Genomic DNA, 24,767 nt, shown 5'->3' with positions numbered 1-24,767 from the left:
GTTTTCATGTCCGACAGCGTTGCGTTCTCACCCGAGAGGACACAGGTAAAGGTCATGCACATATTGACGCTTCCATAATGAGGCTGGCATGGATCCCCGAGAAACCGCTGGCGGTCTTGAGGATGGACAGGCGGTCCAGCGCCTGCGGCGTGCTACGCGGCGTGACGGCGTCATAGGCGTCGATGGGTAAATGCTCGGGGGTGGGCGGGATCGTAGCCTCGCGCAGGATCTTCCACGACAACGCCAACTCGATCATGTTGGCGCCGCCCAGCGCGTGGCCATGATTGCCCTTGAAGGCAGTGATTGTCGGCAGGTCGCTGCCCAAAGTGGCCAGCAGAGCGTTATATTCGGCCTCGTCATTCTGCTGGGTACCCGAGGCGTGCAGATTGACATGGCCGATCTCGTGCCCGGCGAGGCCCGATTGTTGCAGGGCCAGCATAATGCTTTTACCGATAGCGTCGCCGTCGGTCGCGATATCGGTCATATGATAGGCACTGGAGACGCAGCCATAGCCGCTGATACACGGCTGGTCCGGAAAGCTTTGCTCGGTGCTGACCAGAATGGCGCCGCCACCATCGGAAAACAGAAAACCGTTGCGATTTCGGCAGAAGGGGCGCGAGGGGCTGGCATTGGCGCTGCGGTCATAGCCGGTCGTGGCGTTGATCTTGTGGAAGGCTTCGAAGGCGAGCGGCGTCAGCCCGAAATCCAGCGACATGATGATGGCGCGCTTGATGCCCATGCGCTCCATCACGGCCTTGGCAAGACCGGTTGCCTGAAGTCCGGCGCAGCAGCCGGTAGGGACCGAAACAAAGCGGGTTTCGGGGCCCCAGGCAGGGGTATCGGCAAACACTGCCTCGACCTGTGCAAAATCCAGATCATCCAGCGTGATCGAGCGACCCGCATAGACCTCGTTTTCGACCTGGCCGAGGTTGCCGACTGCGGTTGCAAAGAAGACGGCGTCGACCGGTTCAGCGATACCCAAATCGGCGACCATGCCGCGGATCGCGTCGTTGAAGAGCGGCGCATAGACAGAAATGTCCGAGCCGGTGCCGGGTCGCGTCTCGGCCGCGTAGAAGCTTCGGTCCCCGGGCAGCGAGACCTTGCCATAGACGGTCTTGCGGGCCATCACCGCCGACCAGATTTCATCCAGGCTGGCTCCAAGTGGGCTGAGCGCGGCAGCGTTTTCGATAAATAGTTTCGTCATTTCAGTTTCCTGGCGATGGCGCGGGTCCAGGCGGCCCCGCAATGAATCTTGACAGGCAGAGCGATGAATTCGATCAGCTCGGCACCCTCGAAATCCTCGAGGTTGCACAGACGCTCGATCTGGTAATAGGGTCGGGTGCGCCCCAGAACATGCGCAGGCCAGAGCACGGCCTGGTCGCGGGTTTCGACAAAGGCACGCGACATGACGGCGAAGGGCGGATCGAGGCTGAACGCGTCCGTGCCGATGAGCGTGTATCCGCGATCCAGCGCCGCCTCGACATAGCGGGCAGGAACGCCTTTGAAATCGGTGAAATAACTTGTCTCTCCATAGCGCCGATAAGCGCCGGTGATGAAAAAGACGGCCCGGGCGCTGCCAGCATGGCTGTCAAGCAGTTGAAGATAGACACCAAAATCAATGTCGACTGTGTCGCCACCCGAGACGGTATCCGTCACGACCACCGCCTGGCCCATGAAATTGTCGATTGGAGCGGCGGCGATGTCGGATAACCCCGGTGCGTAATGCAGCGGCGCGTCGATATGCGTGCCCTGATGCGTCGAAAGCGTAACGTTCTCGTTCGAGATGCCGTAGCCGTCGGGCCAATCCTGCGGTGCGATATCGAAGCCGCGACACAGATGCGCCACCCCTGCAACATGATCGAGCGTGTCGACCTTGATCGTCACCGGCTCGCCATTGCCGGGATAAAGCGCAGTCGAGATGCATTGAAATGCATTCATGCGAACAGCTCCATCGGAATATGCGGATCCACCTCGCTGCTGATCGGACGTGCCAGCACATCATGCGGCAAGCTTTGACCGCCGCACATAACCGCGAGCTGCGACAGTGCCTTAAGCGTGCCGTATTCCGTCAGCGGGCAGGGCAGGCCGTTGGCATCGCCCAAGGGGTAGACCTGGCTCAGCCTTTTGCGCGTGACGGTCGGTCTGGGCTCGGCCTCGCCGAGAACGCGGATCGCCGTCTCGGCGATCTCTACTCCCGCGGCGCGGGCAGCCAGCATCAGCTCTTCATGCCCAACTGGATCGGAAGGGTGGCTCGAGCAGCCCAGCGACACCGTGCAGTCGCCCACTGGCACGATATAAAAGGTGCGCCGGTGGCCAAGAGCCGTGGTTTCCGACCAGAATTCCATGGTGGCGGGGTCCAGATAATCGGGCCGCTCGGCAAGCATGTAGCGGCATCGGGTCCGGGCGTAACCACGCATCTCGGTCCGATAGGCCGGATCGGCCTGCACGGCCTTGGCGCCGCGACAGTCCAGCACCGTATGAAAGCCCGTGACCGCGCCGATCTCGGGGACATCCTTCTCGGCCAGATCCAGCAGGCAAATTTCCTCCAGCAACGCCTTGGCCAGACGCCCCTTGTCATAGACGAGATATCGACTGTCCGTGCGAAGGCGGCGCGTCCGGGTGCCCCCGCTCTTGCGCCAGGTCACCGATCGGACCGGGGTTTCCGCCGCCTGAATAATCCGATCCTCGGCTCGGCGGGACAGGAAAGCACGTTCGAAGAACACGCGTCGGGGCACGATTTCCGGGATAGGGCTAGCGTTAAGGCGGGACGGCCGGAACAGCACCACATCATTGTTCCGGGACAACATCGAGGCAGCCAGACCGGCGGCTACCCCACCACCCACGATAGCTATGCGCAGACGCATGAGGGCCTCCGCTCGGCTGCAATCAGGGTTTCGACGTTTTCCCGCAGCAGTCCGAACATCCTGCGCGCCAGAGCTGGCGAATAGTCAGCCTCGGCAAGCAGGATACGGCGGCGAGCGAACAGTACCGCGCCCTGACCTGGCTCAGTCCACCAGGTCGCCGTTAGTCCCCTGACTCCCGGAGGCGGCACCATATGCACGACATCCACGGCATTTTCGCGGCGATGGCGTTCGACGCTGACGCGGTCGGGTTGGACTCGTCCGGCGTCAAAGACCAGATCGAAGCGCTGATAATCCGCGCGCTCCTCAAGGCGGTGGACCGCCTTGACCCGGGCCAGCGAGGCCAGCCACAAGTCCAGAGACCAGATCCGGTCAAGCGGCGCGTCACCTGCCGCTGTGTCGATCCGGGTCAGCAGATTGAGACACAGATCAGACATTGCCCCGACGCGCCCATGTGTTCAGTGCCGCATTGATGTGTTTGCGGATCAGCGCCACGCTGTCCTCGGCCGAAGTCTTGTCGTCCAGCTGGAACCCGTGGAAGCTGATCAGCCGCGTCTTGCCTCGGCCGATCGCCTCGAACCGCCAGCCGCCCTTGTGGACGGTAAAGCCCTCGGGCGGACGCGGCTGAAGGAAATCGATGATACGATGCTGCGCGTTCACGTAGCGCCAGGACTGCACGAAATATTCGGTTTCCGTACCCAGCTCGGCGATGTGCATGCGGAAGCTTTGCAGTGTGCCGTCGTCTGTCTCGGGCTCGATACGGGTGACATGTCCCAGAACGTCGGGCCAGATGCGATAATCGCGGATATAGCCGAAAACCGTTTCGATATCCTGATCGATCACGATTGAGCCCTGCATTACGAAAGGCTCATTCTCTGGCAGCCATGGGTCGCGAGCCGCGCTGAGATAGCCGACCAGATCCTCGACGGTCTCGACATCGGCATCATCCAGCGGAGGGGCGCTGAGCGCGAGCGCCGACACGAGTTCGCAGGCCGAGACGACTTCCTGACTGTCGCAGCCCAGGTCGTCGCGCAGATTGGCCTTCAGATCGGGTTGCCGAAAGGCATCATCCAGCACGCCCAGTTCGAACAGGACATTGGTAACATCGCTGGCACTGCGATGTAGATCAATTTGCTTCAGCATGACGTCAGGCCCTCTCAAGCCAATGGTGTTTCTTGGACGCGCCAAGGGTGATCATGTGATCGTTCATGGCCCAGCTGCTTTGCTGCTGCTGGAGTGCGACAGAGTTTTCCCACATGCTCTCGTCGAAAAATTCGAGCATAATGTTCTGTATCCAGGACTGGCCCAGTTCGGTGACAACATAGGCGTCTCCCTCGTCCCGCATCAGACAATCGTGCAGCAACCCGTCCATGATGCCTGGGAAATCGGTGCGCGGATCGCTGCCCCAGCTTTGGGCATAGTGATCCTTGTCGACCCGGTAATAGAGCAGGTTGAATATCATGTAGCGCTGTCGGCTCATCACCGGCGTGAGCGGGATCGAAGCGGTGGTGAAGGTCGGATCGCAGTTTTCGACGGCGGCGATATAGCCGTCGACATCCTTCGACGTGCCGGTACGGCGCTGGTTAATAAAGGAATAGGCCCCGGCACCGACGCCAAGCGCGTCCACGCAATTACGCATGGTGTAATGATTGTACTTCGACTCGTATCCTGGCATTGCATAATGCTCGAGCATGTAATTCGTCATGCCCGCATCCCGTGCGAATTCGGCAATCATCGCCCGCATCTTGTGGACGTCATCGCTTTCGGGACTGGCGACCTGACTGACTCTGCCCTCCTTGATCAGCTTGTCCTGCTGGGTGCCGGGCGTGACGCGGTAAAGATAAGTCGTCAGATGTTTGATGCCCAGCTCGCGCAGGACCTCGAAATCGCGACGCCAGGCCTCGATCGAATGATCTGGCATGTTGTACATCATATCGAGCGAGATATGTTCCAGACCCGCCGCTTGCAGCATGCGGATCGCCTCGATGGTCTGGTTGGCCTTGTGTGGTGAGCCTACGGTCTTCAGCACCTCCGGCTGGAAGGATTGCGCGCCCAGCGATACCCGGTTGATGATCGAGCTGGCCACATAGGCAGCCTTTTCGGGAGTGAAGTCCTCGGCATTCCCTTCCAGCGTGATCTCGCAATCATCTGACAGACGGAAATAGCGCGACAACGTGCCCAGCACCTTGTTCATATGGTGGATTTCCAGCAGCGAGCCGGTGCCGCCGCCGATATAGACCCCACGCAGGCTCGCATTACCCCAGCGTTCGGTCGCCGCGTGGCGCTTGAGGTCCAGCACCAGCGCATCGACATAACGATCCATCAGGTACGCCTTCTTGTCGCTATCCTTCGGCAGCAGGTCCACAAAATAGGGACATGCCTTGCAGCGGACACGGCAATAGGGAACTGACAGATACATCACGAAATCTGCGCCCGAGGTAGTCAGCTCGAGGCTGTTTTCCAGCGCCTGCGACCGTTCCGGGCCCGAGACATCGTACATGTCCGGCGGGTAAAGGATGAAAGGCATGTAACAGCGGTTTTTATACACAGGCTCCTCCGAAAAAAGCGTTCTGGAATGGCTACCCCAGGGCACATGACGTTAATAATACGGTATTTGTATAATACTAGTAATAAAACTTACTAATTTATTCGAAAAATGTTATGCTATTGAAATTATGATATAAATTTTCATGACCTCAGTCGGGGAGCCTATTGGGAATCATCCATAGAAACGATTCGAGACGTCCTGAATTACCCGTTTCGGCTCGAGCGATTCGCGGGCAAGCCACCGGGAGGCTGTCATCTCAACTGACGGAAGCCAGCCAGAGCCTAAGATAGAGGTATGCCGCATCGCATTTCATCACCTGCGTTGTGAGCCCCCTTCTACCCGCCGAGCGTCGAGGGGCTGCTGGTGACGCGGGGCGCGGGTAGTATTTTTGACCTCTAGGCAGCAGGATTATATCCGTGCCTTCGATGTCAGGACGGGGAAACAGCTATGGCAAGATTGCCTCCCTACGGGCGGACAAACGAACCCGATGAGCCATTGGGACGACGGAACGCAACATGTCGTGACGGTCGATGGTGGCATCGGATTTTCGGCTCGGAGATGGGAGACGATGTCGGAGCCTGTAAACTCCGATGGCATTTCCGACGAAAAAAAATGGCGCCCGTTCGATCGAGCGCCCGTCATGATCGCCAGAAAGATCAGACGAAGGATTTCGGAAGAATGGTGCGGAGATAATCGCGATTGGCGGCACTGACTGTCAGGCCGTCTCCACCATAGTGCTCGCAGCAGAACCCGCCCCGGAATCCCGCGTCGATAGCGGCCCTGACCGCGACACGATAATTGATGAGTCCCATCGGCAAAGGCGCAGGGATCGTCGATATCGCGCTGCCTGTGGCGTCTTCCTCGCGGAAATAGTTCTTGACGTGCCAGTATCGGGTCCACGGCGCTGTCAGGGCAACCATCTCCTGCCAGGGTTCGATCGGGCGATGGAGCCGGATGAGATTGCCGAGATCCGGATTGAGACCGACGCTCGGATGATCGACCTCCTCGACGAACCGCACGGCGTCCCGCGCGGTGCCGATATAGGTATCCTCATACATTTCCAGCGCGATATCGACCCCGACTTCCGCCGCATGGCGACCGAGTTCGCGCAGCCGCGCGATCGTCGCCTGGCGGATCGCCGGGTCGTCGGGATTGCGATAACCCGGCGCCGTCCAGAACCAGAGGGCATGTTTCTGCGGCTCCGTCAGCGCGCCGAACAGACCCAGACAGGCGGTTCGCGCGCCGAGTGCCGCCGCCGCATCGATCACCCTGTGGCAATAGGCGGTCATCTCGACCACGGTCGAGGGCTCGACGAGGCATTTTCGCGCCGTTGACACACCGGGTACGGTAAGACCGAGACGGGCGAGCACCTTGCGGAATGCCTCCAGTCGCGCCGGGGAAAGATCGCCGACCCTCAACCAGCAATCCGTCGGATCGACCGCATCGAACCCCGCCTCGACGATCTCACCGAGCGTTGCCTCCCATTCCTCGGCGCTCTGATCCTGCACCGAGCGCCCGTCTGGTAGACAGTTTTGATACTGGATCATTGCGGCGGCGATAGGCCATGTATCCCTGTTGAGCGAGCCGAAATCTCTGAGCATCGTCGGTTTTTCCTTCCTCACCACGTGCAGGAACGTCCGATCGGCCCGGCGCCGCCAGCGAACAGGAGCCGGTCGACGGACAGGGGCAATACGGCGCAAATGCAACGCAAGTGAGTCTGGAGCGCTACGAAGCAGGCGTCCAATATGCTTGTCTGATTGATTAATAACCGACCGGTGATACTGTGCCGTCATGACCGCCCCACCACCGCCCCAGCTCCAGCCACAGCCTCCCCAGAACTGGTTCATGCAGCGGCGTATCAAGCTGCAGCATCTGAGACTGCTCTCGGCCCTGGGTACGTTTCCGACGCTCAACCGGGCAGCCGAAGCCATAGATATCTCACAGCCCGCAGCCTCGAAACTGATCGCCGATCTCGAGGCGGCGGTACGCCATGCCCTGTTCGAGCGCCGCGGGCGCAATATCGTGCCGAACAGCATCGGCGAAGTGCTCATAAGACGCGCCAAGGCCATGCTTCGCGAGCTCGAACAGGCCTCGGAGGAAATGAGTGCCCTTGTCGACGGTCGCGGCGGGCGGATCGTCGTGGGCGCGATCGATGGCCCGACGGTCAATTTCCTCGCAGATGCCCTCGCGGCCATGCGCAGGCGCTTTCCGCTGATCGAGATCGAGGTCATGGAGGGATCGAGCATCGTGCTGTTCGACATGCTCGTGCGCGGCGATGTCGAACTCATGCTCGGACGGATCACCCCCGAGTTCAACAAGCGCGAATACAGCTATCGCGCGATCGGTCCGGAACATTTCGCGATCGTCGGGCGTCACGACCACCCGCTTGTCGGCACGTCGCCTTTATCGGTCGGGATCCTGCAGCAGCAGGACTGGATCGTGCAGAAGCGGGGATCGACACTCCGCAACTGGTTCGACGCCCTGTTCGATCATGCGGACCAGACATTGCCGGACCATATCGTCAGCTCGGACTCGCTTCTGATGACGCTCGCCTATCTGAACCGGACCGATGCGCTCTCCGTCATGTCGGCGCCGGTCGCCGAACAGCAGGCCCGCTGCGGGCAACTCGCGATCATCCCGGTCGATATCGACATGACCTGCGTCGGATACGGGCTGATCCTGCCCCTGAACAGGCCTATCTCGCCGGCTCTCGACTCCTTTCTCTCGGTGCTCGACGGCATCATCGCACACGGCGCCACCTCCTGAGCGCTCCGGCAACGGGCGAGAGCCGGTCTCTGGCGGCACATCCCGTATGGCTAAATAGTAATTTATTCTCCATCCGGGGCAGCGACTCAACAAAACCGGACCTGCAACCGTAAGTTACACTCAGGTCCGTCGGGTATCGTTTCGCCCGTGTCGCAGGGTACGAGCCGAACGTCCCGCGCGATCCGGGTGACGCACGCGAGAATGGACAGACAGACTTCCATTCCGGAGTGATCAATACGATGACGTGGTTCCGATCGACCTCACCGCTGCTCGTCCTCACCGCCCTCCTCCTTCTGATCATAGGGCTGGCACTCGCCGGGCCAGGACTCTATCTTCTGGCGCTCGGGGGCACGTGGTATTATGCCGCCGCCGGGCTTCTTACGCTCGTGAGTGCCGGTCTCATCGGTGCTGGAAGACGCTCTGGCCTGTGGGTCTATGCCCTCATGCTTCTGATGACCGTCATCTGGGCGGTGTCCCGCGTGGGCCTAGACGGATGGCGCCTGCTTCCTCCGATCGCCTTTCCCGCAGGGATCGGACTCTGGGTTTTCGGCCCCTGGGTTGCGGGCAGGCTTTCGAGCGCGACACGCCGCACATCGCTGAACGCCACAGTCTATGCGGGTATGGGAGGCTGCCTGCTCCTTTTTGCGCTCATGTTCACCTTCGGCTGGACCATCACGGCATCGCGCTACACGCAGGTTTCCCCGTTTCCGGAGCGCATGATCGCACATAACGCGGTCGGTGCCGAGGCGGAACAAAAGGATGACTGGCAATTCTATGGCGGGGCGCCCTCGGGGCAGCGTTTCTCGCCATTGACGCAGATCACCGCCCGGAATGCCGCCTCGCTGGAACCGGCCTGGAGCTTCCATACGGGCGATATGCCGCTCCCGGGCGAAAACACACGCGGACGCGAGTTCAGCTTCGAGGCGACCCCGATCAAGATCGGCGACAAGCTGTTCTTCTGCACGCCGCACCGGGATGTCGTTGCACTCGACGCAACGACCGGCAAGCAGATCTGGAAATACCGCGCCCAAGGCAACATGTCGAAAAATACCTATCAGGCCTGCCGCGGCGTTTCCTATTACGATGCATCGGCGTCGGTCGAGGCCGGAGCACCCTGTGTGCACCGGGTCATTTCCACCGTCTCCGGCTCGCCTCCGACCCTGATCGCGCTCGATGCCGAGACGGGCAGGCTCTGCCCCGGCTTCGGGCAGAACGGTGTCGTCGATCTCCAGCAGAACATGGGGCCGATGCCCCCCGGGTTTCACTTCATCACCTCGCCACCCATGGTCATGAACGACAGGATCATGCTGAGCGGATGGGTATTCGACAACCAGACGGTGGATGAACCGTCAGGGGTCATCCGCGCATTCGACGCCCGGACGGGCGCCCTCTCCTGGGCCTGGGATCTCGGGCACACCCCTGCAAACCGCCCCCTGAAACCCGATGAGGTCTTCACGCGCGGCACGCCGAACGGATGGGGCGTCTATACCGCCGATCCTGCGCTCAATCTCGTCTATGTGCCGCTCGGCATCGCGACCCCCGATTATTTCGGCGGCAAGCGGCGGGATTTCGACGACAGGTTCGGCAGCTCCCTCGTCGCTCTGGACATGACGACCGGCGAGGAAAAATGGCATTTCCATACGACGCATCACGATCTGTGGGATTTCGACATTCCAGTCGGGCCGTCCCTGATCGATCTTCCCGACAGCCAGGGCAATACGGTACCCGCTCTGGTCCAGACGACGAAACAGGGCGAGCTTTTCGTCCTCGACAGAAGAACCGGCAAGCCCTTCTACCGTGTCGAGGAAAAGAACGTCCCCCAGGGCAACATCCCGGGGGAGCGTTATGCGCCGACGCAGCCATTTTCCGTCGACATGCCCAATCTGCGGACCCATCCGCTGGATACGGACTGGCTCTGGGGTGCAACGCCCTTCGATCAGATGGCCTGCAAGATCCAGTTCCACAAGCTGCGCTATGACGGGCTCTATACGCCGCCGAGCCTCGAGGGATCGATCGGCTTTCCTGCCTTCGACGGCGTTGCCGACTGGTACGGCGCAAGCGTGGATCCGCAGACAGGCGTGCTCTATGTGAACACGACCTTCATTCCGTTCCTCATGAAGCTGGTCCCGCAGGGGAAAGCCCTTCGCGAGGGGCTCTACAAGCCGTGGAAGGGCTGGGGCCATCGTTACCCCGAGCCGGATTTCATCTACAATCCGCAGCACGGTCTGCCTTATGGCGCCATCATCAAATCCTGGCTCGGTATCTTCGGGGCACCGTGCATCGCACCTCCTTGGGGCGAAACGCAGGCGATCGATCTCGTGACCCGCAAGGTCATCTGGCACCGTCCCATCGGCACGACGAAAAATGTCGGACATACCGGCGAACCGCGTATGCCGATCGGATTGCCGACCGGGATCTTCAGCATGGGGGGCACCGTGAACACCGCATCGCGCCTGATCTTCATGGGCGCGACGGCCGATCAGGGCTTCCGCGTGATCGACGGCCGGAACGGGAAGATCCTGTACGAGCGCGAGATGAATGCCGGAGCGAATGCGACGCCGCTCACCTATATGGGGCGCGACGGGCGGCAATATATCGTGATTGCCGTGGGCGGTCACGGCGGCCTGCAAACGCGCAACGGCGACGAAGTGGTGGCCTTTGCGCTGCCGGAACACCAGGGAGCGCAGCCTTAGCCTGACAGCGCGCGCCCGGACGAGAATGCGGGAAACCGGTTTCCCGCCCGGGCGCGTTGTTTTCGCCCCCTCCTCTTTCCGGTCAGAGCCGGCGCAGCGCCAGAGCGGCCTGCGTCGCCACATCCCGTCTCAGCGCCACGACACTATGACCGCCGCGCGGGTGCACCCTGTTCGTTAGAATGAGCACATAGCTGTCGCTCGCCGGGTCGATCCAGAGAGACGTACCCGTAAAACCGGTATGGCCGAACGACATGCGGGAGAAAACCTTCCCCCGCGCCGAGGAGTAATGCGTGTCGATATCCCAGCCAAGACCTCTGAGCGCGGCTTTGCCTCTGGGTTGCTGGGGGACGATCATGCGTGCCAGAGTTTCCCGCCGAAGAGGGAAGCGGCTTTCGCGTCCGGCCAGACGGTCGAGCAGGGCCTGCGCATATGTCGTCATGTCGTGGGCATCGGAAAAAAGCCCGGCATGGCCTGCGACGCCTCCCATCCGGCGTGCGGTCGGGTCGTGCACGATGCCGCGCAGCATGAGGCCCGACCCGTCGAACTGGGTGGGGGCGATCCGGGGGCGCAAGGCCGGGTCGGGACAATAGCCGCTCTCCGTCATCCCGAGCGGCACGAGGATGCGGCTGCGGACACAGGACGCAAGAGCCCGCCCGGAAACACGCTCCACAATGAACCCGAGCGCAATATAATTGATATCGCTATAGAGAAAACCCTCCCCGGGCGCCTGCGAAGGACGGGTTTCCGCCATGAGGCGGACGGCCTCGTCCCGACCTTGCCAGGGCCTGTCGAGCGGCAGATCCGGCGGCAATCCGGAATAATGCGTCAGCAGCATCCGCAGCGTGATCGCTGTCTTTCCGCATAGGGCAAACTCCGGGAGATAACGCGCTGCGCGATCCTCGAGCGAGACCAGCCCCTCCTCCTCGAGCTGCATGATCGCAAGTGCGGTCATGGTCGGCTTCGTCAGCGAGGCCATATCGAAACGCGTCCCCCAGCTCATGCCCTCGACATGCGGCACGCGCGCGCGATCGCCATGAACGAAGCGATGAACGATCCGCCCCCGATGACCGATCGCGACGACGACCCCGGGCGTCTGACCCGACGCGACCGCATCGCGGGCGAGACGATCCACCGGGGCGAAAGACGTGGCCCTCGTCGCGCAGCCTTCCATGGAGAGAAGCGCCGACGCACTTCCCCCCTTCAGGAGAAGTCGCCGCGAGAAGACGGCTCCGGCATCGTTTCTGCGCATTACGCACTCCTGCAAGGGCGGACCGGAGACACCCGGCTGGCGCGACCGCCCTGAGGCTACCGCTTGCGCATCATGCAAGGATAGTCCGGAAAAAACAGGGCGCGCCTGTTTCCGACACGGGCAGGAGAATACGCCCGGTTCGAGCGCCTCCGACCGGAGCGCGTATCGGCTTGGGTCTCAGGGCTTTGGGACTTGGGACTTGGGACTTGGGGCTTGGGGCTTGGGGCTTGAGGCTCGTTGCCGGAAAGCCACAATTTGCAGGAATGCATTAACGCCTTGTTGCGACTGATTATCATTCAATGTAATGACTGCCGCTCAATCCGAGGCAGGAACCAGATATATGCATGAGGCAACCGGCAGGCGCGCGATGACGGCCGCACTCCTTGCCCTTTTCACCAGTCAGCAGGCTCATGCGGCGTCCCGGACAAGGACCGGGACGACGCCTCATGAAGCCTCCGGGCACACGCAGAACGACCCGGCTTCGGGGATAACAGGAAAACCGATCCGGGCATCGGGCATCCGGTCTGCCCCCGAAATCGCTGCTCCCGAAACCGCTGCTCCCAAAACCGACGCCCCTGATACCGACGAGGTCATTCACGTTCACGCCCAGAGGGGCGCCGTTCTCGCCTCTTCGGCGACGAAGAGCACGACACCGCTGATCGAGACCGCGCAATCCGTAACGGTCATCACCCGCAATGAAATGGATATCCGGGGCGTACTCTCTCTCGATCAGGCCGTGCGCTACACCGCCGGGGTCACACCGGATCTGCGCGGCGGCGTCGGAACGCGCTACGATCTCTTTCAGCTGCGAGGATTCACGATCCCCGAATTCCTGGACGGGCTCCGTCTGCAGGACAGCCCGACCGGCTACGCCATCGCCCAGATCGACACATCGCGCCTCGAGCGGATCGAGATGCTCAAGGGCCCGGCCTCGGCTCTGTACGGGCAATCGAGCCCCGGCGGGCTCGTTGCCCTCTCGAGCAAGCTGCCCATCGACAAACGCTTCTATGGCGGGATCGAGACGACGGGCGGCATGTTCGATCTCTACCGGGTCGATGGCGATACCGGAGGATATGCAAACCGTGACGGAACGATCCGGTACCGGATCTATGGAACGGTCAACGGCCAGCATACCCAGCTCGTGAAAACAGGGAGCCGCCGCTTCTCGATCAGCCCCTCCGTCAGTTTCGGCGGCAATGGCCGCGATACGCTGACCCTGCTCGGCAATTACCAGTACGAGCCCGAAGCGGGCACCTATGGTGGCGTTCCTCTGGAAGGCTCCCTGAAGCCGGCACCTTTCGGGGGGTATCTGCCCCGCAATTTCTACGACGGCGACGCACGATTCGAGAAATTCAACCGAAAGCACGGCGCATTCACCTATATCTACACCCATCGCTTCGATAATGACTGGAGCGTCTCGACCCGCGGTCGCTACGACGATCTGAAAACGCAATATCGCAGCGTCTATAATGCCGGATACTGGAAGTCTCCTTCGCTCCTGCCCCGCTATGCCTTCGGCACGACCGAGCACACCCGCAATCTCGCATTCGACAGCAATCTCCGCGGTCGTGTACGCACCGGCCCCCTGCTCCATCATCTCATGGCCGGTTTCGACTATCAGCAGCAATGGGCCAATGAAGTGGCTGGACAGAGCAGCGCGCCCGATCTGGACATCTTCTCTCCGGATTACGATGCGGGGATCGCTCCCCTGTCGCCTTATGCCCGGTACAAGGTCAATTCGCATCAGATCGGCGCCTATGGACAGGACGAGATCCACTGGGGCGGCCTGATCCTGACCGGGAGCCTGCGTCACGACTGGTTCCGTTCGCGTCAGATCGAATACGACACCCCGTCGAACACGAAACAGAGTCCGGGCCAGATCACATGGCGCGCCTCGGGGCTGTATCATTTCCGGTTCGGTCTCGCGCCCTATGTGAGCTATTCGACATCGTTCCAGCCCCAGACCGGGATCGTGTCCGACGATGGCGGACGAACCCGCAACCAGGCCAGCCCCTCCATCGGAAAGCAGCTCGAAGGCGGGGTGAAATACCAGTTCCCCGGCACCACGATCCTGCTGACCGCCGCAGGCTTTCACATCGAACAGACGAACGTGCTCGTCTCGGTTCCCAATACGATCTACAACACCCAGAGCGGTCTGGTTCATTCCGACGGATTCGAGTTCGAGGCCCATATCGAGGCCTGGCGCAACCTCATGATCGAGGCCGCAGTCAGCACCCAGCGCGTCCAGGACGATTCCACGGGCAAGCCGCTCATCCAGTCCGGACGCGGCAATGCCTCGCTTTTCGCTTTCTATACCGTGCCGACAGGACGGCTGAAATCGTTCGGCTTCGGTGGCGGTATGCGATATGCCGCCTCGGCCTATGGCGGCGAGGCCGATTACGGCAGTGTCAAGGTGCCTCAATACGCCTTGTTCGACGCCTCGATTCGCTACGATCTCGGCGAGGCGTCGCGCGCGCTGAAGGGATGGACGCTCAATGCAAGCGTGCGGAACCTGTTCGACACGAATTATGTCACCAACTGTCTCGCCTATGCCTCATACGGTCAGGCTTTCTGTTATTACGGTCAGCGTCGTAACGCGCAGGCCAGTATCGGCTTTTCCTGGTAAGATCACCGCTCGCCCCCGACCGGTTCGCACCGCGAATGCGCTCATGGTCGGGCCGCGTTTTTCTGCCGCTCTCGCAAGGTCGATACGAGCGGCACGGCAGAGCGCTCCGCCATGCGCTGGAGATAGCGTTCGACAGGGGCTGGAAACAGGAGATCCGGCAGAATGGTGAGCGACCGCAACACCGGAAAAAGCACGATGTCGTCCATACTCGGTTTTTCCGGATCCGGCAGGACTGGCACCAGCGCCTCCAGCCCCTCCGCAATTTGCGAAAGGAAATCCCCGGTCCGTTCCAGAAGACCGGAGAAGGCACCGAAGCTCTCTTCCTTCTTGCGCGTGAAATACTGACGGGAGGAGAGCCGGGCGAATTCCGGAAACACGGGGTCGGGCGTACGCGGAATGACCAGACCGTTCACCGCATGATCCCACCGCTCGATCCAGGACAGGATTACATCGCGCGGCTTTTGCCCGAACATCCGGGCCGGGGCACGTTCGTCCAGTCTCGCGACGATATCGAGGCTTTCGGCGGTGAACCCCGCACCATCCTCGAGTATCGGCAGCATCTTGCGTCCGATCATGCCGATCGGCGTGGCCTCGTCATCATTGGGAAGGAAGACCAGCTCGTGCGGTATGGATTTCAGCCCCAGAGGCATACGCGCCCGAACGCAGAAGGGACAGTGATCGTACACATACAGGGTCACAGGGCGGGTTACAGGTTCCGATATCGTCGTCATCGTCTTCTATCCTTTTCGCCGGAAGGCAGGGCGACCGACATAGCGACCGGCACCACGCAGGACATCGAGCTTCGTGTCGTCCCAGACCAGCTTTCCACGGCTGATCGTCTTCATGGCGACGCCTGTCAGCTCCATGCCCTCATAGAGATTGTAATCCACGTTCTGATGATGGGTCGCCGCACTGATCCGCCTTGTGGCGCAGGGATCCCAGACAACCAGATCGGCATCCGACCCCACCGCGATGGCCCCTTTTAAGGGATAGAGGTTGAAGATGCGCGCCGCGTTCGTAGAGGTCATCGCCACGAATTGCGCCTCGCTCAGGCGGCCGGACGCCACGCCGAAATGCCACAGCACGCTCATGCGGTCCTCGATCCCGGGAACGCCGTTCGGAATTCTGGTGAAATCCCCGATGCCGCGCTCCTTCTGGCCGCGGCAGAAACAGCAATGATCGGTCGCGGTCGTCTGCAACTGCCCCGAGACCAGCCCGCCCCATAGCGCCTCCTGATGAGCCTTTTCCCTGAAAGGCGGGCTCATGACATGGCGGGCCGCAGCCAGCCAGTCGCTCCCCTCGTACACCCCTGCGTCGAAAACGAGATGCTGGGGCAGAACCTCGCCATAGATCTCCATCCCCGCAAGACGCGCCGCAGCGATCGCCTCCGTTGCCTCGCGCGTCGAGACATGAACGACATAAAGCGGCACATGCGCGAGCCCGGCAAGGGTAATGGCCCGCCGGGTCGCCTCGCCCTCGAGTGCAGCCGGGCGGGAAAGCGGATGGGCCTGCGGACCGGAAACGCCCTGTGCCAGAAGGTTTTCCTGCAGAAACGCGACAGCCTCGCCATTTTCCGCATGGACGGTACAGAGCGCCCCGAGCTCGGCCGCACGCTGCATGGAATGCAGAAACACCGGATCGTCGATCATCAGGGCATTCTTGTAAGCCATGAAATGCTTGAAGGAATTCACGCCGCATTTCTCGACCAGAAGGGCCATGTCGCGGCTGACGCGCTCGTCCCATCGCGTCACCGCAACGTGAAACCCGTAATCGGCACAGGCCTTCCCTGCCCTGAAGCGCCAGTCGAGATAGGCATCGTGCAGGGGCTGATCCCGGTCGGGAATGACGAAATCGATGATGCTCGTGGTTCCGCCCGCCAGCCCTGCCGCCGTGCCGGTAAAGAAATCCTCGCTCGCCGTGGTGCCCATGAACGGCATTTCCATATGGGTATGCGGATCGATGCCTCCGGGCATGACGAGCATCCCTCCGGCATCGACCACCGTGCAGCCGCCCGGTATCTCCAGCTGCGGACCGATCGCGGCGATTTGCCCGTCATCCCCGCAGAGTATGTCGGCCCGGTAGCGCTGCTCTGCCGTTACGACCGTTCCACCCCGAACGAGAATCATAGCGTCTTTCCTCCCCGCATCTCTCCTCCCATCCGGTCGCAGCGCGCCTGCGATACAGGATCCGGAAAAAGCGGCCGGACCAGTGTCATGAGGGTCTCGATCGCATCCTCGTAATCCCGATCGGTCAGGGCGGCGCGCTCCAGAACCGCTTCGAACTGCACCTGCATATCGGCATAGGCCTGGGTGCCGGACCACAGCAGGAACAGCAGATGTCTCGCGGGAACCGGTTTCATGATTCCCTGCTCCTGCCACGCCTCGAAAATCGCCGCATGTCTCGAGACATGGGCCCTCAGCTCTGACTGCAGGAAAGTGCCTATCCGCTCTCCACCGGAAAGAAGTTCCTGTGCGAAAAGGCGCGATCCTTCCGGGCGGGCGCGGGAAAACGCGATCTTCGCGCGGATATAGCCCTCGATCCCCGCCAGTGGCTCCTGCGCGGCGGAAAGCCACCGATCGGCATCGTCGAGCCAGATATCGAGGAGGCGCTGGAGCGTCGCTTCGTACAGCGCCTCCTTGGTTCCGAAATGATAGAGGATCGTGGCTTTGGGAACAGCGCTGCATTGCGCGATATCCTCGATGCGGGCACCTTTCAGACCGAGCCGCGCAAACGTCACCTCGGCCGCACCGAGAATCCGGGGCAGGATCGCCCGCCTCGGCGCGCCGCCCCTGCATCCCCCCGGCTGTTTCGCAGCTTCCCCGCTCATGGCCTTACAGGAGCCGGTCGGCGCGCAACACCGCACCGAGAAGCACATTGGCGCCGGCTTCGGCCTCTTCTTCCGTGATGCTCTCGGCCTCGTTATGACTGAGCCCGTCGCGACACGGGACGAAAATCATCGCGGTCGGGGCCACGCGGGCGAGATAGGCCGCATCGTGACCCGGCCCGGACACGATCGGTCTCGGATCGTATCCGGCCTCTCGCGCGGCCTCCGCGACCATCTCGATACAGCGCGGATCGAAATGAACGGCAGGGGCATCCCAGATACGGGTCAGCGTCATGACGGTTCCGCTCCCTGCAGCGATCCGCTCGAAACGCGCCCGGAGATCCTCCTCCATACGCGCGAGCACCGCATCGTCGGGATGACGGAGATCGACGGTGAAGAACACCTCTCCCGGCACGACATTGCTGCTATTGGGCCGGTTCTCGATCAGTCCGACCGTCCCCAGGGCGGCAGAGCCATGGGCGCGGGCCAGCGCCGCCACCGCCTCGATCATCGATGCCGCGGTCAGGAGCGCATCGCATCGCATGGCCATCGGGGTCGAACCGGCATGGGCGTCCCGCCCCGTCAGCGAGACCTCGAACCAGCGCATACCCTGCACGCCGCTCACAGCGCCGATCACGCGCGATTCCGCCTCGAGAACCGGCCCCTGCTCGATATGAAGCTCGAAATAGGCCGCAAGCGGGCGCTCGCCGCATCGTGTCTCGCCCCGATAGCCGATGGCCTCCAGCGCATCGCCGAACCGCGCTCCCGCGCGATCGCGCTTGTCGAGCACCTCCTGCTCGTCAAAGACGCCGGCAAACACACCCGAACACATCATCGGAGGAGAAAACCGCGCGCCTTCCTCATTCGTCCAGTTGATCACCTCGAGCGGATGACGCGTCTCGTAACCCGAGGACTCGAGCGCCCGCAGGACGGCAAGCCCGCCGAGTACGCCGAGTATGCCGTCGAATTTCCCGCCGGTCGGCTGGGTATCCAGATGGCTCCCCATGGTGATCGGCGGCAGGGTATCGTCCTGACCCGCACGACGGGCGAACATGTTGCCCATCGAATCCACTTCGACCCGGCATCCCAGTTTCTCGCAGGCGGAAGCGAACCAGTCCCGGACCTGCCGGTCCTCCTCGCTCAGGGTGAGACGGCGGATCCCCCCTTTCGGCGTTCCGCCGAAACGCGCCGTCTCCAGCAGGTCCGCCCAGAGGGCCGGTCCGTCGATACGCATGTTCGTGTCACTCATGAGCTGCCTCTCCTGCCTCGCCTGCGATCTGCCTGTTTCTCCACGCATCGATGCTCCAGCAATTTTCGCGATTACGCAACGATCCGGTTCGGATTGGACGGATGATACGGCCAGGTCAGCTCATGGGTGCAGGGCTGGGGCTCCATGGTGATGCAGTCGCTTACGGGGCAGACATGAGCGCAGAGATTGCACCCGACACAGGACTCCCCGATCACCTCATAGGTCCTGCGGCCATTGTCGTCCTGCCTCGCGATCGCCTGATGCGACGTATCCTCGCAGGCTATATGGCACAGACCGCATCCTATGCAGCGATCCGCATCGATCCGGGCGAGCGTGCGGAAATTCATGTTGAGCGCGTTCCATGGCACGTAACGCGAAACGGCTCTGCCCGTCACGTCGCGCACGGCGCCGTACTCCTTGCCATCCATCCAGCGCGACAGCCCGTCGATCAGGTCCTCGACGATCCTGAACCCGTAATGCATCGCAGCCGTACAGATCTGGAGCGACCCCGCCCCCATGGCGAGAAACTCCGCAGCATCGCGCCACGAACCGATTCCGCCCATGCCCGAGATCGGAATGCCGTGCATCGCCGGGTCCCGAGCGATCTCGCCCACCATACGCAGCGCAATCGGCTTGACGCCCGGGCCGCAATACCCCCCATGCGTCCCCTTCCCGTCCACGACCGGCATCGGCGCCATGACATCCAGATCCACACCGATGACCGACTGCACGGTATTGATGAGCGAGACGGCATCGGCCCCTCCCTTGCGGGCTGCGCGCGCGGGCTGGAGAATATCGGTCACATTCGGCGTGAGCTTGACGATGACGGGCATACGGGTGTTCTGCCTGCACCATCGCGTCACCATCTCGACATAGTCGGGCACCTGACCGATCGCGGCCCCCATATTGCGCTCCGACATACCATGGGGACAGCCGAAATTGAGTTCGATCCCGTCCGCCCCCGTCTCCTCGATGAGAGGGAGAATGGCCTGCCAGCGCGATTCCTCGCATGGCACCATGAGGCTCACGACGAGCGCGCGATCGGGATAGGCGCGCTTTACCCGCTTTATCTCCGCTATATTCGTTGCAAGCGGCCGATCCGAAATGAGCTCGATATTGTTCAGCCCCATGAGGCGCCGTCCCCCATAGGCCAGCCCGCCATAACGCGAACTCAGATTCACGACAGGCGGATCCTCGCCGAGCGTCTTCCAGACGACGCCGCCCCAGCCGGCCTCGAACGCCCGCCTGACATTGTATTCCTTGTCGGTGGGCGGCGCAGAGGCGAGCCAGAAAGGGTTGGGGGCGCGGATCCCCGCGAAATCGATGCCCAGATCAGCCATGAGAGCCAGCTCCTTTCCCGTCGGGATCCTGCCCGTTATTGCGGACCGCACCGGCAAGGGCGGCATGAATGGATTCGGCGGCATCGCGCCCATCCCGTACCGCAACGACCGTCAGATCCGCGCCGATCGTGCAATCGCCGCCGGCATATACCCCGGGCAGCGTGGTTCTCCCGCCCTGCGTGACGACGATGCGCCCGTCCTGCACGCGCGGCATCTCCCCTTCCGGCGAAAGCGGGAGGAGGGATTGCCCGATCGCCTTGAGCACCATGTCGGCCTCGAGCACGAAGCCTGCCTCCGGGTCGTAGAGCGGCGCGCCATCCGGACCGGGCCTGCCGCGCAGGAAGGACACGCCCCGAAGCGTTCCGTTCTCGATCAGGAGGCGATCGGGGCGTGCCCAGACCCGGATGGTGACATCGTTCACCCGTGCCCAGTCCCGTTCCTCCGGCGTGGCCGACATCGACTCCGTGCCGCGACGATAGACCAGAGTGACCTCCTCTGCGCCGAGCAATCTGGCCTGGACCGCTGCGTCGATTGCGGTATTTCCGCCCCCTATGACGACGACACGCCTGCCGACCCGCGCCTGCCGGTACGGTGCGGATCGCAACGCCTCGATGAAGGCGACCGCATCGATCACGGAAGGGTTCTGCGCGTTATCGAGGCCGAGCGCCCGCACGCCGCCAAGACCGAGCGCGAGAAAAACGGCATCATAGGCGTTGCGCAGCGATGCCAGCGTGATATCGCGCCCCAGACTACACCCAGCCTCGAACCGGATCCCGCCGATCGCCATGAGGAAATCGACCTCCCTTTGCGCGAAATCATCGGCAAGCTTGTAGGCGGCGACCCCGTACTGGTTGAGTCCGCCCGGTCTTTCATGGCGATCGAACACGACCACCTCATGACCGCGCATGGCGAGACGATGCGCACAGGCCAGCCCCGCAGGCCCCGCCCCCACGACGGCGATGCGCTTTCCTGTCGGCTCCCCCCGGGTGAAGGGATGATCGTCCTGCTCCATCTGCCAGTCCGTCGCATGACGCTGGAGTGCTCCGATCCTTACGGGCCGACCGGACTCGATGGCCGTATGGACGCATCGTTGCTCGCATAATATCTCGGTCGGACAGACACGGGCACAGGACCCGCCGAGAATATTGGCGTCCAGAATGATACGGGCCGCGCCGCCGGGATTATCCACGGCAATGGCCTTGATGAAACGTGGAATATCGATGCCGGTCGGACAGGCCTCGATACAGGGTGCGTCGTGACAGTAGAAACACCGCTCCGCCTCGAGCGCTGCCTGATCGCGGGTCAGACCGGGATGCGCGTCGGAGAAATTCCGCTCGAGCTGCGATTCGGTCAGTCGGCCACAGGCAATATCCGGCATCATCGCAAGCAGGCCTCTCGTGTTTCGTTGCCTTGACGATACGGTCCGTCTGAAGAACAAATCAACATGATTCTGACCAACGATTCAGTTTTCAAGTTCCTGTTCCGGATTCCTGTGCCGGAAATCTCCCTCGATCCGGGGCGCTTCCCCGGCGGGACCGGGATTGATTCTCCGAAGTGTCGCGCCTAGAGCGTTCGCGTCGGACAGGGATCGGGGCGGGACCGGCCCACCGGACATCGAGCAAGGAGAAACAGGCGAGGATGACGAAGACCGTTCTTCTCATCGGCATTGGCGCCGGAGATCCCGATCAGCTGACCCTGCAGGCCGTCAAGGCGATGAACAGGGCCGGGATCTTTTTCCTGCCGGACAAGGGAAGCGAAAAAGCCGGGCTGCGCGCCGTTCGCGAGGCATTGTGCCGTCAGGTCATGACCCATGACCGGTATCGATGGGTGTGCTACGATGTGCCGCAACGCGATGCGCGCATTGCGGAGTATCGTGCCCGGGTCGCTGCCTGGCATGACGCCCTCGCCGACCGGTTCGAGACCATGATCGTGGAGGCCTTGCCCGAAAACGGCTGCGGGGCATTTCTGGTCTGGGGCGATCCGTCTCTTTTCGACAGCACGTTACGGATCATCGAGACGGTCCGGAGACGGGGCGTATCCTTCGCATTCGAGGTCATTCCCGGAATCACGAGCGTCCAGACCCTGGCCGCACGCCACAAAACGACGCTCGGCGCCATCGGAGAGAAGATCACGATCCTGCCTGCGCGGCTTCTGGCCCGGGGGTGGCCGGACGATCTCGGAAGCGCCATCGTCATGCTCGATAGCGGGGCCGCGCTCGAACGGCTCCGGACGAATACCGAGCTTACCGTGCTCTGGGGAGCGAATCTCGGGACCGGAGACGAGCGCGTGATCTCCGGTCGGTTATGCGAGGTTTTCGCGAGCATCCAGACGGCGCGCCGCGCCATCAAGGAAAAGCGCGGCTGGGTGATGGATGTCTATATGCTGCGGCGCGAGACGGGTCCGGGCGGGGAAACGGCGCGTGACGTGAAGGATGAGCGCTTCCCTCCCATGACGGATTGATATAATTCGGCGCCATTATCACGATTTCGTGTTTTTTGGAGCCAAGAACGACCCATGATCAGGAGCATTCCGGGATTTTCGCGACTGGCGCGATTCTTCGATCTTTTCGAGGAATTCGCGATGCTGGTCCTGACGCTCTGCGTGACCGCAGTCGCTCTGCTCGGCCTGGTTCACGTGCTCTATGCCGTTATCTCGATGATCGCCACGGCCAGACTGACCCCGACCGACCCGGTCATTCTGCAGGGGCTGTTCGGTCTCTGCTTTACCGTGCTGATCGCGCTGGAATTCAAGCATTCCATCCTCGTCCAGCCGGAAACGCCGTCTCACAGCCTCGTGCGTATGCGCTCGGTGCTGCTCATCGGCATGATGGCCACCGTGCGCAAGTTCATCGTTCTGGATCTGAATGGCGTCAACGTCATGGAGATGCTGGCCCTGTCTGCTTCGGTGCTCGCTCTGGGCATCGTCTACTGGCTGATGCGTGGCCGCAAACCCGGCCAGCACCCATCCGAAAAGACCATCTCCGCACAGGAGAACTGACGAGAGACGCGACGGCGCGGACCGCGCGCCCGGTCTCGCTGGCGGGGTGGGCTCAGTCCGACGCCTTGCGACGCGTCCGGGCCAGAAACAGCGATGCGCCCCAGGCGAGAATGAACACGCCGATCACGATGAAACCGATCGTGTTGAAGCTGTCGCTGAGGGCGATCACGACCCGCCAGGCCGCGCCGCTGAATCCGATCCGATCGCCGAGGAGACGGAGCGTCTCGATACTGCCGATGCCGACGGCGACGATGACCGAAACCAGCGTGATTGCGATATTGTAGCGCAGCTTGCGCATCGGATCGACGAACGCCCAGCGATAGGCGCCGAGCATGAGCACGCCGTCCGCCGTATCGATCAGCGCCATCCCGGCCGCGAAAAGCGCCGGGAAGATCATGATGGACGCCACCGAGACGCCGCGCGTGGCTTCCGACGCCGAAAGCCCGAGCAGAGAGACCTCTGTTGCGGTATCGAAGCCCAGCCCGAACAGGAAACCGAGCAGCACCATATGCCAGCTTCTGGTCACGAGCCGGAAAAGCGGCGACAGCAGGCGCGCCAGAAGGCCGCCGCGTGCCAGGGCGTCCTGCTCGATCTGCGCGACGGAGCGCCCCTGCCGGAGCGCCCGATATGCCTTCCAGGCTCCGCAGAGAACGACGAAATTGGTCACGGCGAGAGCGAATAGAAACCCCGCGGAGACGAGCGTGCTGGCCACGCTCCCGATATCGCGCCATGCCCCGAAACGATCCTGAAGCGCATGGGACAGCAGGGCGGTCCCGAGTGCAGCCAGAACGACGATCAGGGAATGCCCGATGGCGAACCAGAATCCGGTCAGGACCGGCATCCGGCCCATCTGCACGAATTTGCGCGTCACGTTGTCGATGGAGGCGATATGATCGGCATCCACGGCATGTCTCAACCCGAAACCATAGGCGAGCAGCGCATTGCCCAGAAGAAGGGGGTGACCGCGAAACAGGAGGAAGGTCCATACCCACAACCCGAGATTGACCGCAAACAATCCCCCTCCGAGGGCAAGGACACGCGTCCGCAGGCGCGACGGGATACGGGCCTCACCGCTCATCGACGTCCCTCCGGGGCGCGGAATTCGCCGGAAGCCGGGAAACCGGGCGCACGGAACCAAAACGCACGGAAGCGGGGCGCACGGAAACGGGGCATACGCGCACGGGATGCCGGTATGCAGGACGCAGGTATGCAGAGCACCGGTATACAGGGCACCTGTATGCAGGGCGCCGGTATGCAGGGCGCCGGGGAACGGGAAATGCGGATCATGATCGTCTCTCCATTATGCCGGTTCACCCCGCCCGGACAGGTTCGCGCGACGAAGGCAGGTCTCCTGGCTCACGGATCCTCGCCATCGTGCCCCTTCCCGTCCCGCTGCAGGGGATAGTGGTTTTTGCATGATGGCTCACCGCTTACAGTTGCGGGGGCAGCTGCCGCCTCCGCCTCTTGTCGCGAATGAACGCGAGACGTTCCGGCATTCCCTTTCACGCTCGCTCGCGCGAGACCTTCGATCCCGACCGGGGTAGCGGCTGCCGCAGAAAAACGAAAGCCTTCCGTCTCCCCGGCCATGCCGCCTTGTCGCCCCCGGACCACGCG

General features: G+C 62.2%; 21 protein-coding genes and 1 riboswitch. Of the genes, 6 read left to right on the top strand and 15 right to left on the bottom strand.

What is annotated here, in order from left to right; all coding sequences use genetic code 11:
• Positions 1 to 52: 52 nt before the first annotated feature.
• From SSA02_RS00930 to SSA02_RS00905, 6 genes are read right to left on the bottom strand one after another with little or no spacing between them, the layout of a single operon-like run.
• Positions 53 to 1,204: a beta-ketoacyl-[acyl-carrier-protein] synthase family protein gene (locus SSA02_RS00930; RefSeq protein ID WP_147092061.1), complete on the bottom strand. Its 1,152-nt coding sequence runs from the start codon at positions 1,202 to 1,204 to the stop codon at positions 53 to 55.
• Entirely contained in the window at positions 1,201 to 1,938 is a 738-nt protein-coding gene (locus SSA02_RS00925) for a cyclase family protein (protein WP_147092060.1), read from the bottom strand. Before SSA02_RS00925 ends, SSA02_RS00930 begins: the two co-directional genes overlap by 4 nt.
• Complete coding sequence (locus tag SSA02_RS00920; protein WP_147092059.1) at positions 1,935 to 2,864, bottom strand: hypothetical protein; 930 nt, start codon at positions 2,862 to 2,864, stop codon at positions 1,935 to 1,937. The genes SSA02_RS00925 and SSA02_RS00920 overlap by 4 nt, the downstream gene beginning before the upstream one ends.
• Positions 2,849 to 3,298, bottom strand: a complete 450-nt coding sequence (locus tag SSA02_RS00915; protein WP_147092058.1) for a hypothetical protein — start codon at positions 3,296 to 3,298, stop codon at positions 2,849 to 2,851. Before SSA02_RS00915 ends, SSA02_RS00920 begins: the two co-directional genes overlap by 16 nt.
• Positions 3,291 to 4,004, bottom strand: coding sequence for an SRPBCC family protein (locus SSA02_RS00910; protein WP_147092057.1), 714 nt, complete (start codon positions 4,002 to 4,004; stop codon positions 3,291 to 3,293). Before SSA02_RS00910 ends, SSA02_RS00915 begins: the two co-directional genes overlap by 8 nt.
• Positions 4,005 to 4,008: 4 nt before the next feature.
• Positions 4,009 to 5,388: a coproporphyrinogen-III oxidase family protein gene (locus SSA02_RS00905; protein ID WP_147092056.1), complete on the bottom strand. Its 1,380-nt coding sequence runs from the start codon at positions 5,386 to 5,388 to the stop codon at positions 4,009 to 4,011.
• 409 nt (positions 5,389 to 5,797) lie between these two features.
• Here SSA02_RS00905 and SSA02_RS13050 point away from each other — a divergent pair, with 409 nt between their 5' ends.
• On the top strand, positions 5,798 to 6,121 hold the full coding sequence (locus tag SSA02_RS13050; protein ID WP_456316334.1) for a hypothetical protein: 324 nt from the start codon (positions 5,798 to 5,800) through the stop codon (positions 6,119 to 6,121).
• Here SSA02_RS13050 and SSA02_RS00900 read toward each other — a convergent pair.
• The gene (locus SSA02_RS00900; protein ID WP_147092055.1) at positions 6,066 to 7,010 is read right to left on the bottom strand and encodes a sugar phosphate isomerase/epimerase family protein; all 945 of its coding nucleotides are present in this window, start codon (positions 7,008 to 7,010) and stop codon (positions 6,066 to 6,068) included. The genes SSA02_RS13050 and SSA02_RS00900 overlap by 56 nt on opposite strands.
• A 190-nt stretch (positions 7,011 to 7,200) precedes the next feature.
• Here SSA02_RS00900 and SSA02_RS00895 point away from each other — a divergent pair, with 190 nt between their 5' ends.
• Both SSA02_RS00895 and SSA02_RS00890 read left to right on the top strand, forming a co-directional pair.
• Positions 7,201 to 8,175, top strand: a complete 975-nt coding sequence (locus tag SSA02_RS00895) for a LysR family transcriptional regulator (protein WP_147092054.1) — start codon at positions 7,201 to 7,203, stop codon at positions 8,173 to 8,175.
• A gap of 239 nt (positions 8,176 to 8,414) precedes the next feature.
• The gene (locus SSA02_RS00890; RefSeq protein WP_147092053.1) at positions 8,415 to 10,868 is read left to right on the top strand and encodes a membrane-bound PQQ-dependent dehydrogenase, glucose/quinate/shikimate family; all 2,454 of its coding nucleotides are present in this window, start codon (positions 8,415 to 8,417) and stop codon (positions 10,866 to 10,868) included.
• Positions 10,869 to 10,950: 82 nt separating this feature from the next.
• On the opposite strand, the gene SSA02_RS00885 is transcribed toward SSA02_RS00890, so the two are convergent.
• Complete coding sequence (locus SSA02_RS00885) at positions 10,951 to 12,117, bottom strand: serine hydrolase domain-containing protein (protein ID WP_147092052.1); 1,167 nt, start codon at positions 12,115 to 12,117, stop codon at positions 10,951 to 10,953.
• Positions 12,118 to 12,457: 340 nt separating this feature from the next.
• Here SSA02_RS00885 and SSA02_RS00880 point away from each other — a divergent pair, with 340 nt between their 5' ends.
• The gene (locus tag SSA02_RS00880) at positions 12,458 to 14,743 is read left to right on the top strand and encodes a TonB-dependent siderophore receptor (protein ID WP_281287510.1); all 2,286 of its coding nucleotides are present in this window, start codon (positions 12,458 to 12,460) and stop codon (positions 14,741 to 14,743) included.
• A 41-nt stretch (positions 14,744 to 14,784) separates the two neighbouring features.
• On the opposite strand, the gene grxB is transcribed toward SSA02_RS00880, so the two are convergent.
• The 6 genes from grxB to SSA02_RS00850 all read right to left on the bottom strand — a co-directional run bounded on the left by grxB (position 14,785) and on the right by SSA02_RS00850 (position 21,537).
• Positions 14,785 to 15,474, bottom strand: a complete 690-nt coding sequence (gene grxB, locus SSA02_RS00875; RefSeq protein WP_147092051.1) for a glutaredoxin 2 — start codon at positions 15,472 to 15,474, stop codon at positions 14,785 to 14,787.
• Between the two features lie 6 nt (positions 15,475 to 15,480).
• Positions 15,481 to 16,869: a dihydropyrimidinase gene (hydA, locus tag SSA02_RS00870; RefSeq protein ID WP_147092050.1), complete on the bottom strand. Its 1,389-nt coding sequence runs from the start codon at positions 16,867 to 16,869 to the stop codon at positions 15,481 to 15,483.
• Positions 16,866 to 17,570, bottom strand: coding sequence for a TetR/AcrR family transcriptional regulator (locus SSA02_RS00865; protein WP_147092049.1), 705 nt, complete (start codon positions 17,568 to 17,570; stop codon positions 16,866 to 16,868). Before SSA02_RS00865 ends, hydA begins: the two co-directional genes overlap by 4 nt.
• Positions 17,571 to 17,574: 4 nt before the next feature.
• Positions 17,575 to 18,816, bottom strand: coding sequence for a M20 family metallo-hydrolase (locus SSA02_RS00860; protein WP_147092048.1), 1,242 nt, complete (start codon positions 18,814 to 18,816; stop codon positions 17,575 to 17,577).
• Positions 18,817 to 18,887: 71 nt separating this feature from the next.
• The gene (gene preA, locus SSA02_RS00855; protein WP_147092047.1) at positions 18,888 to 20,156 is read right to left on the bottom strand and encodes an NAD-dependent dihydropyrimidine dehydrogenase subunit PreA; all 1,269 of its coding nucleotides are present in this window, start codon (positions 20,154 to 20,156) and stop codon (positions 18,888 to 18,890) included.
• Entirely contained in the window at positions 20,149 to 21,537 is a 1,389-nt protein-coding gene (locus SSA02_RS00850; protein WP_147092046.1) for an NAD(P)-dependent oxidoreductase, read from the bottom strand. Before SSA02_RS00850 ends, preA begins: the two co-directional genes overlap by 8 nt.
• A gap of 257 nt (positions 21,538 to 21,794) precedes the next feature.
• On the opposite strand from SSA02_RS00850, the gene cobF reads away from it, so the two are divergent.
• Positions 21,795 to 22,616 (top strand): precorrin-6A synthase (deacetylating), encoded by an 822-nt coding sequence (gene cobF / locus SSA02_RS00845; protein ID WP_147092045.1) that lies wholly within the window; start codon positions 21,795 to 21,797, stop codon positions 22,614 to 22,616.
• A gap of 54 nt (positions 22,617 to 22,670) precedes the next feature.
• Entirely contained in the window at positions 22,671 to 23,153 is a 483-nt protein-coding gene (locus SSA02_RS00840) for a phosphate-starvation-inducible PsiE family protein (RefSeq protein WP_147092044.1), read from the top strand.
• Positions 23,154 to 23,205: 52 nt separating this feature from the next.
• On the opposite strand, the gene SSA02_RS00835 is transcribed toward SSA02_RS00840, so the two are convergent.
• Positions 23,206 to 24,231: a HoxN/HupN/NixA family nickel/cobalt transporter gene (locus SSA02_RS00835; RefSeq protein WP_147092043.1), complete on the bottom strand. Its 1,026-nt coding sequence runs from the start codon at positions 24,229 to 24,231 to the stop codon at positions 23,206 to 23,208.
• Between the two features lie 246 nt (positions 24,232 to 24,477).
• A riboswitch (cobalamin riboswitch) is annotated at positions 24,478 to 24,695 on the bottom strand.
• Between the last annotated feature and the right edge of the window lie 72 nt (positions 24,696 to 24,767).

The organism is Swaminathania salitolerans, from assembly GCF_007988945.1.
Taxonomy (GTDB): Bacteria; Pseudomonadota; Alphaproteobacteria; order Acetobacterales; family Acetobacteraceae; genus Swaminathania; species Swaminathania salitolerans.
This window is presented reverse-complemented; position numbering and strand designations above follow the sequence as displayed.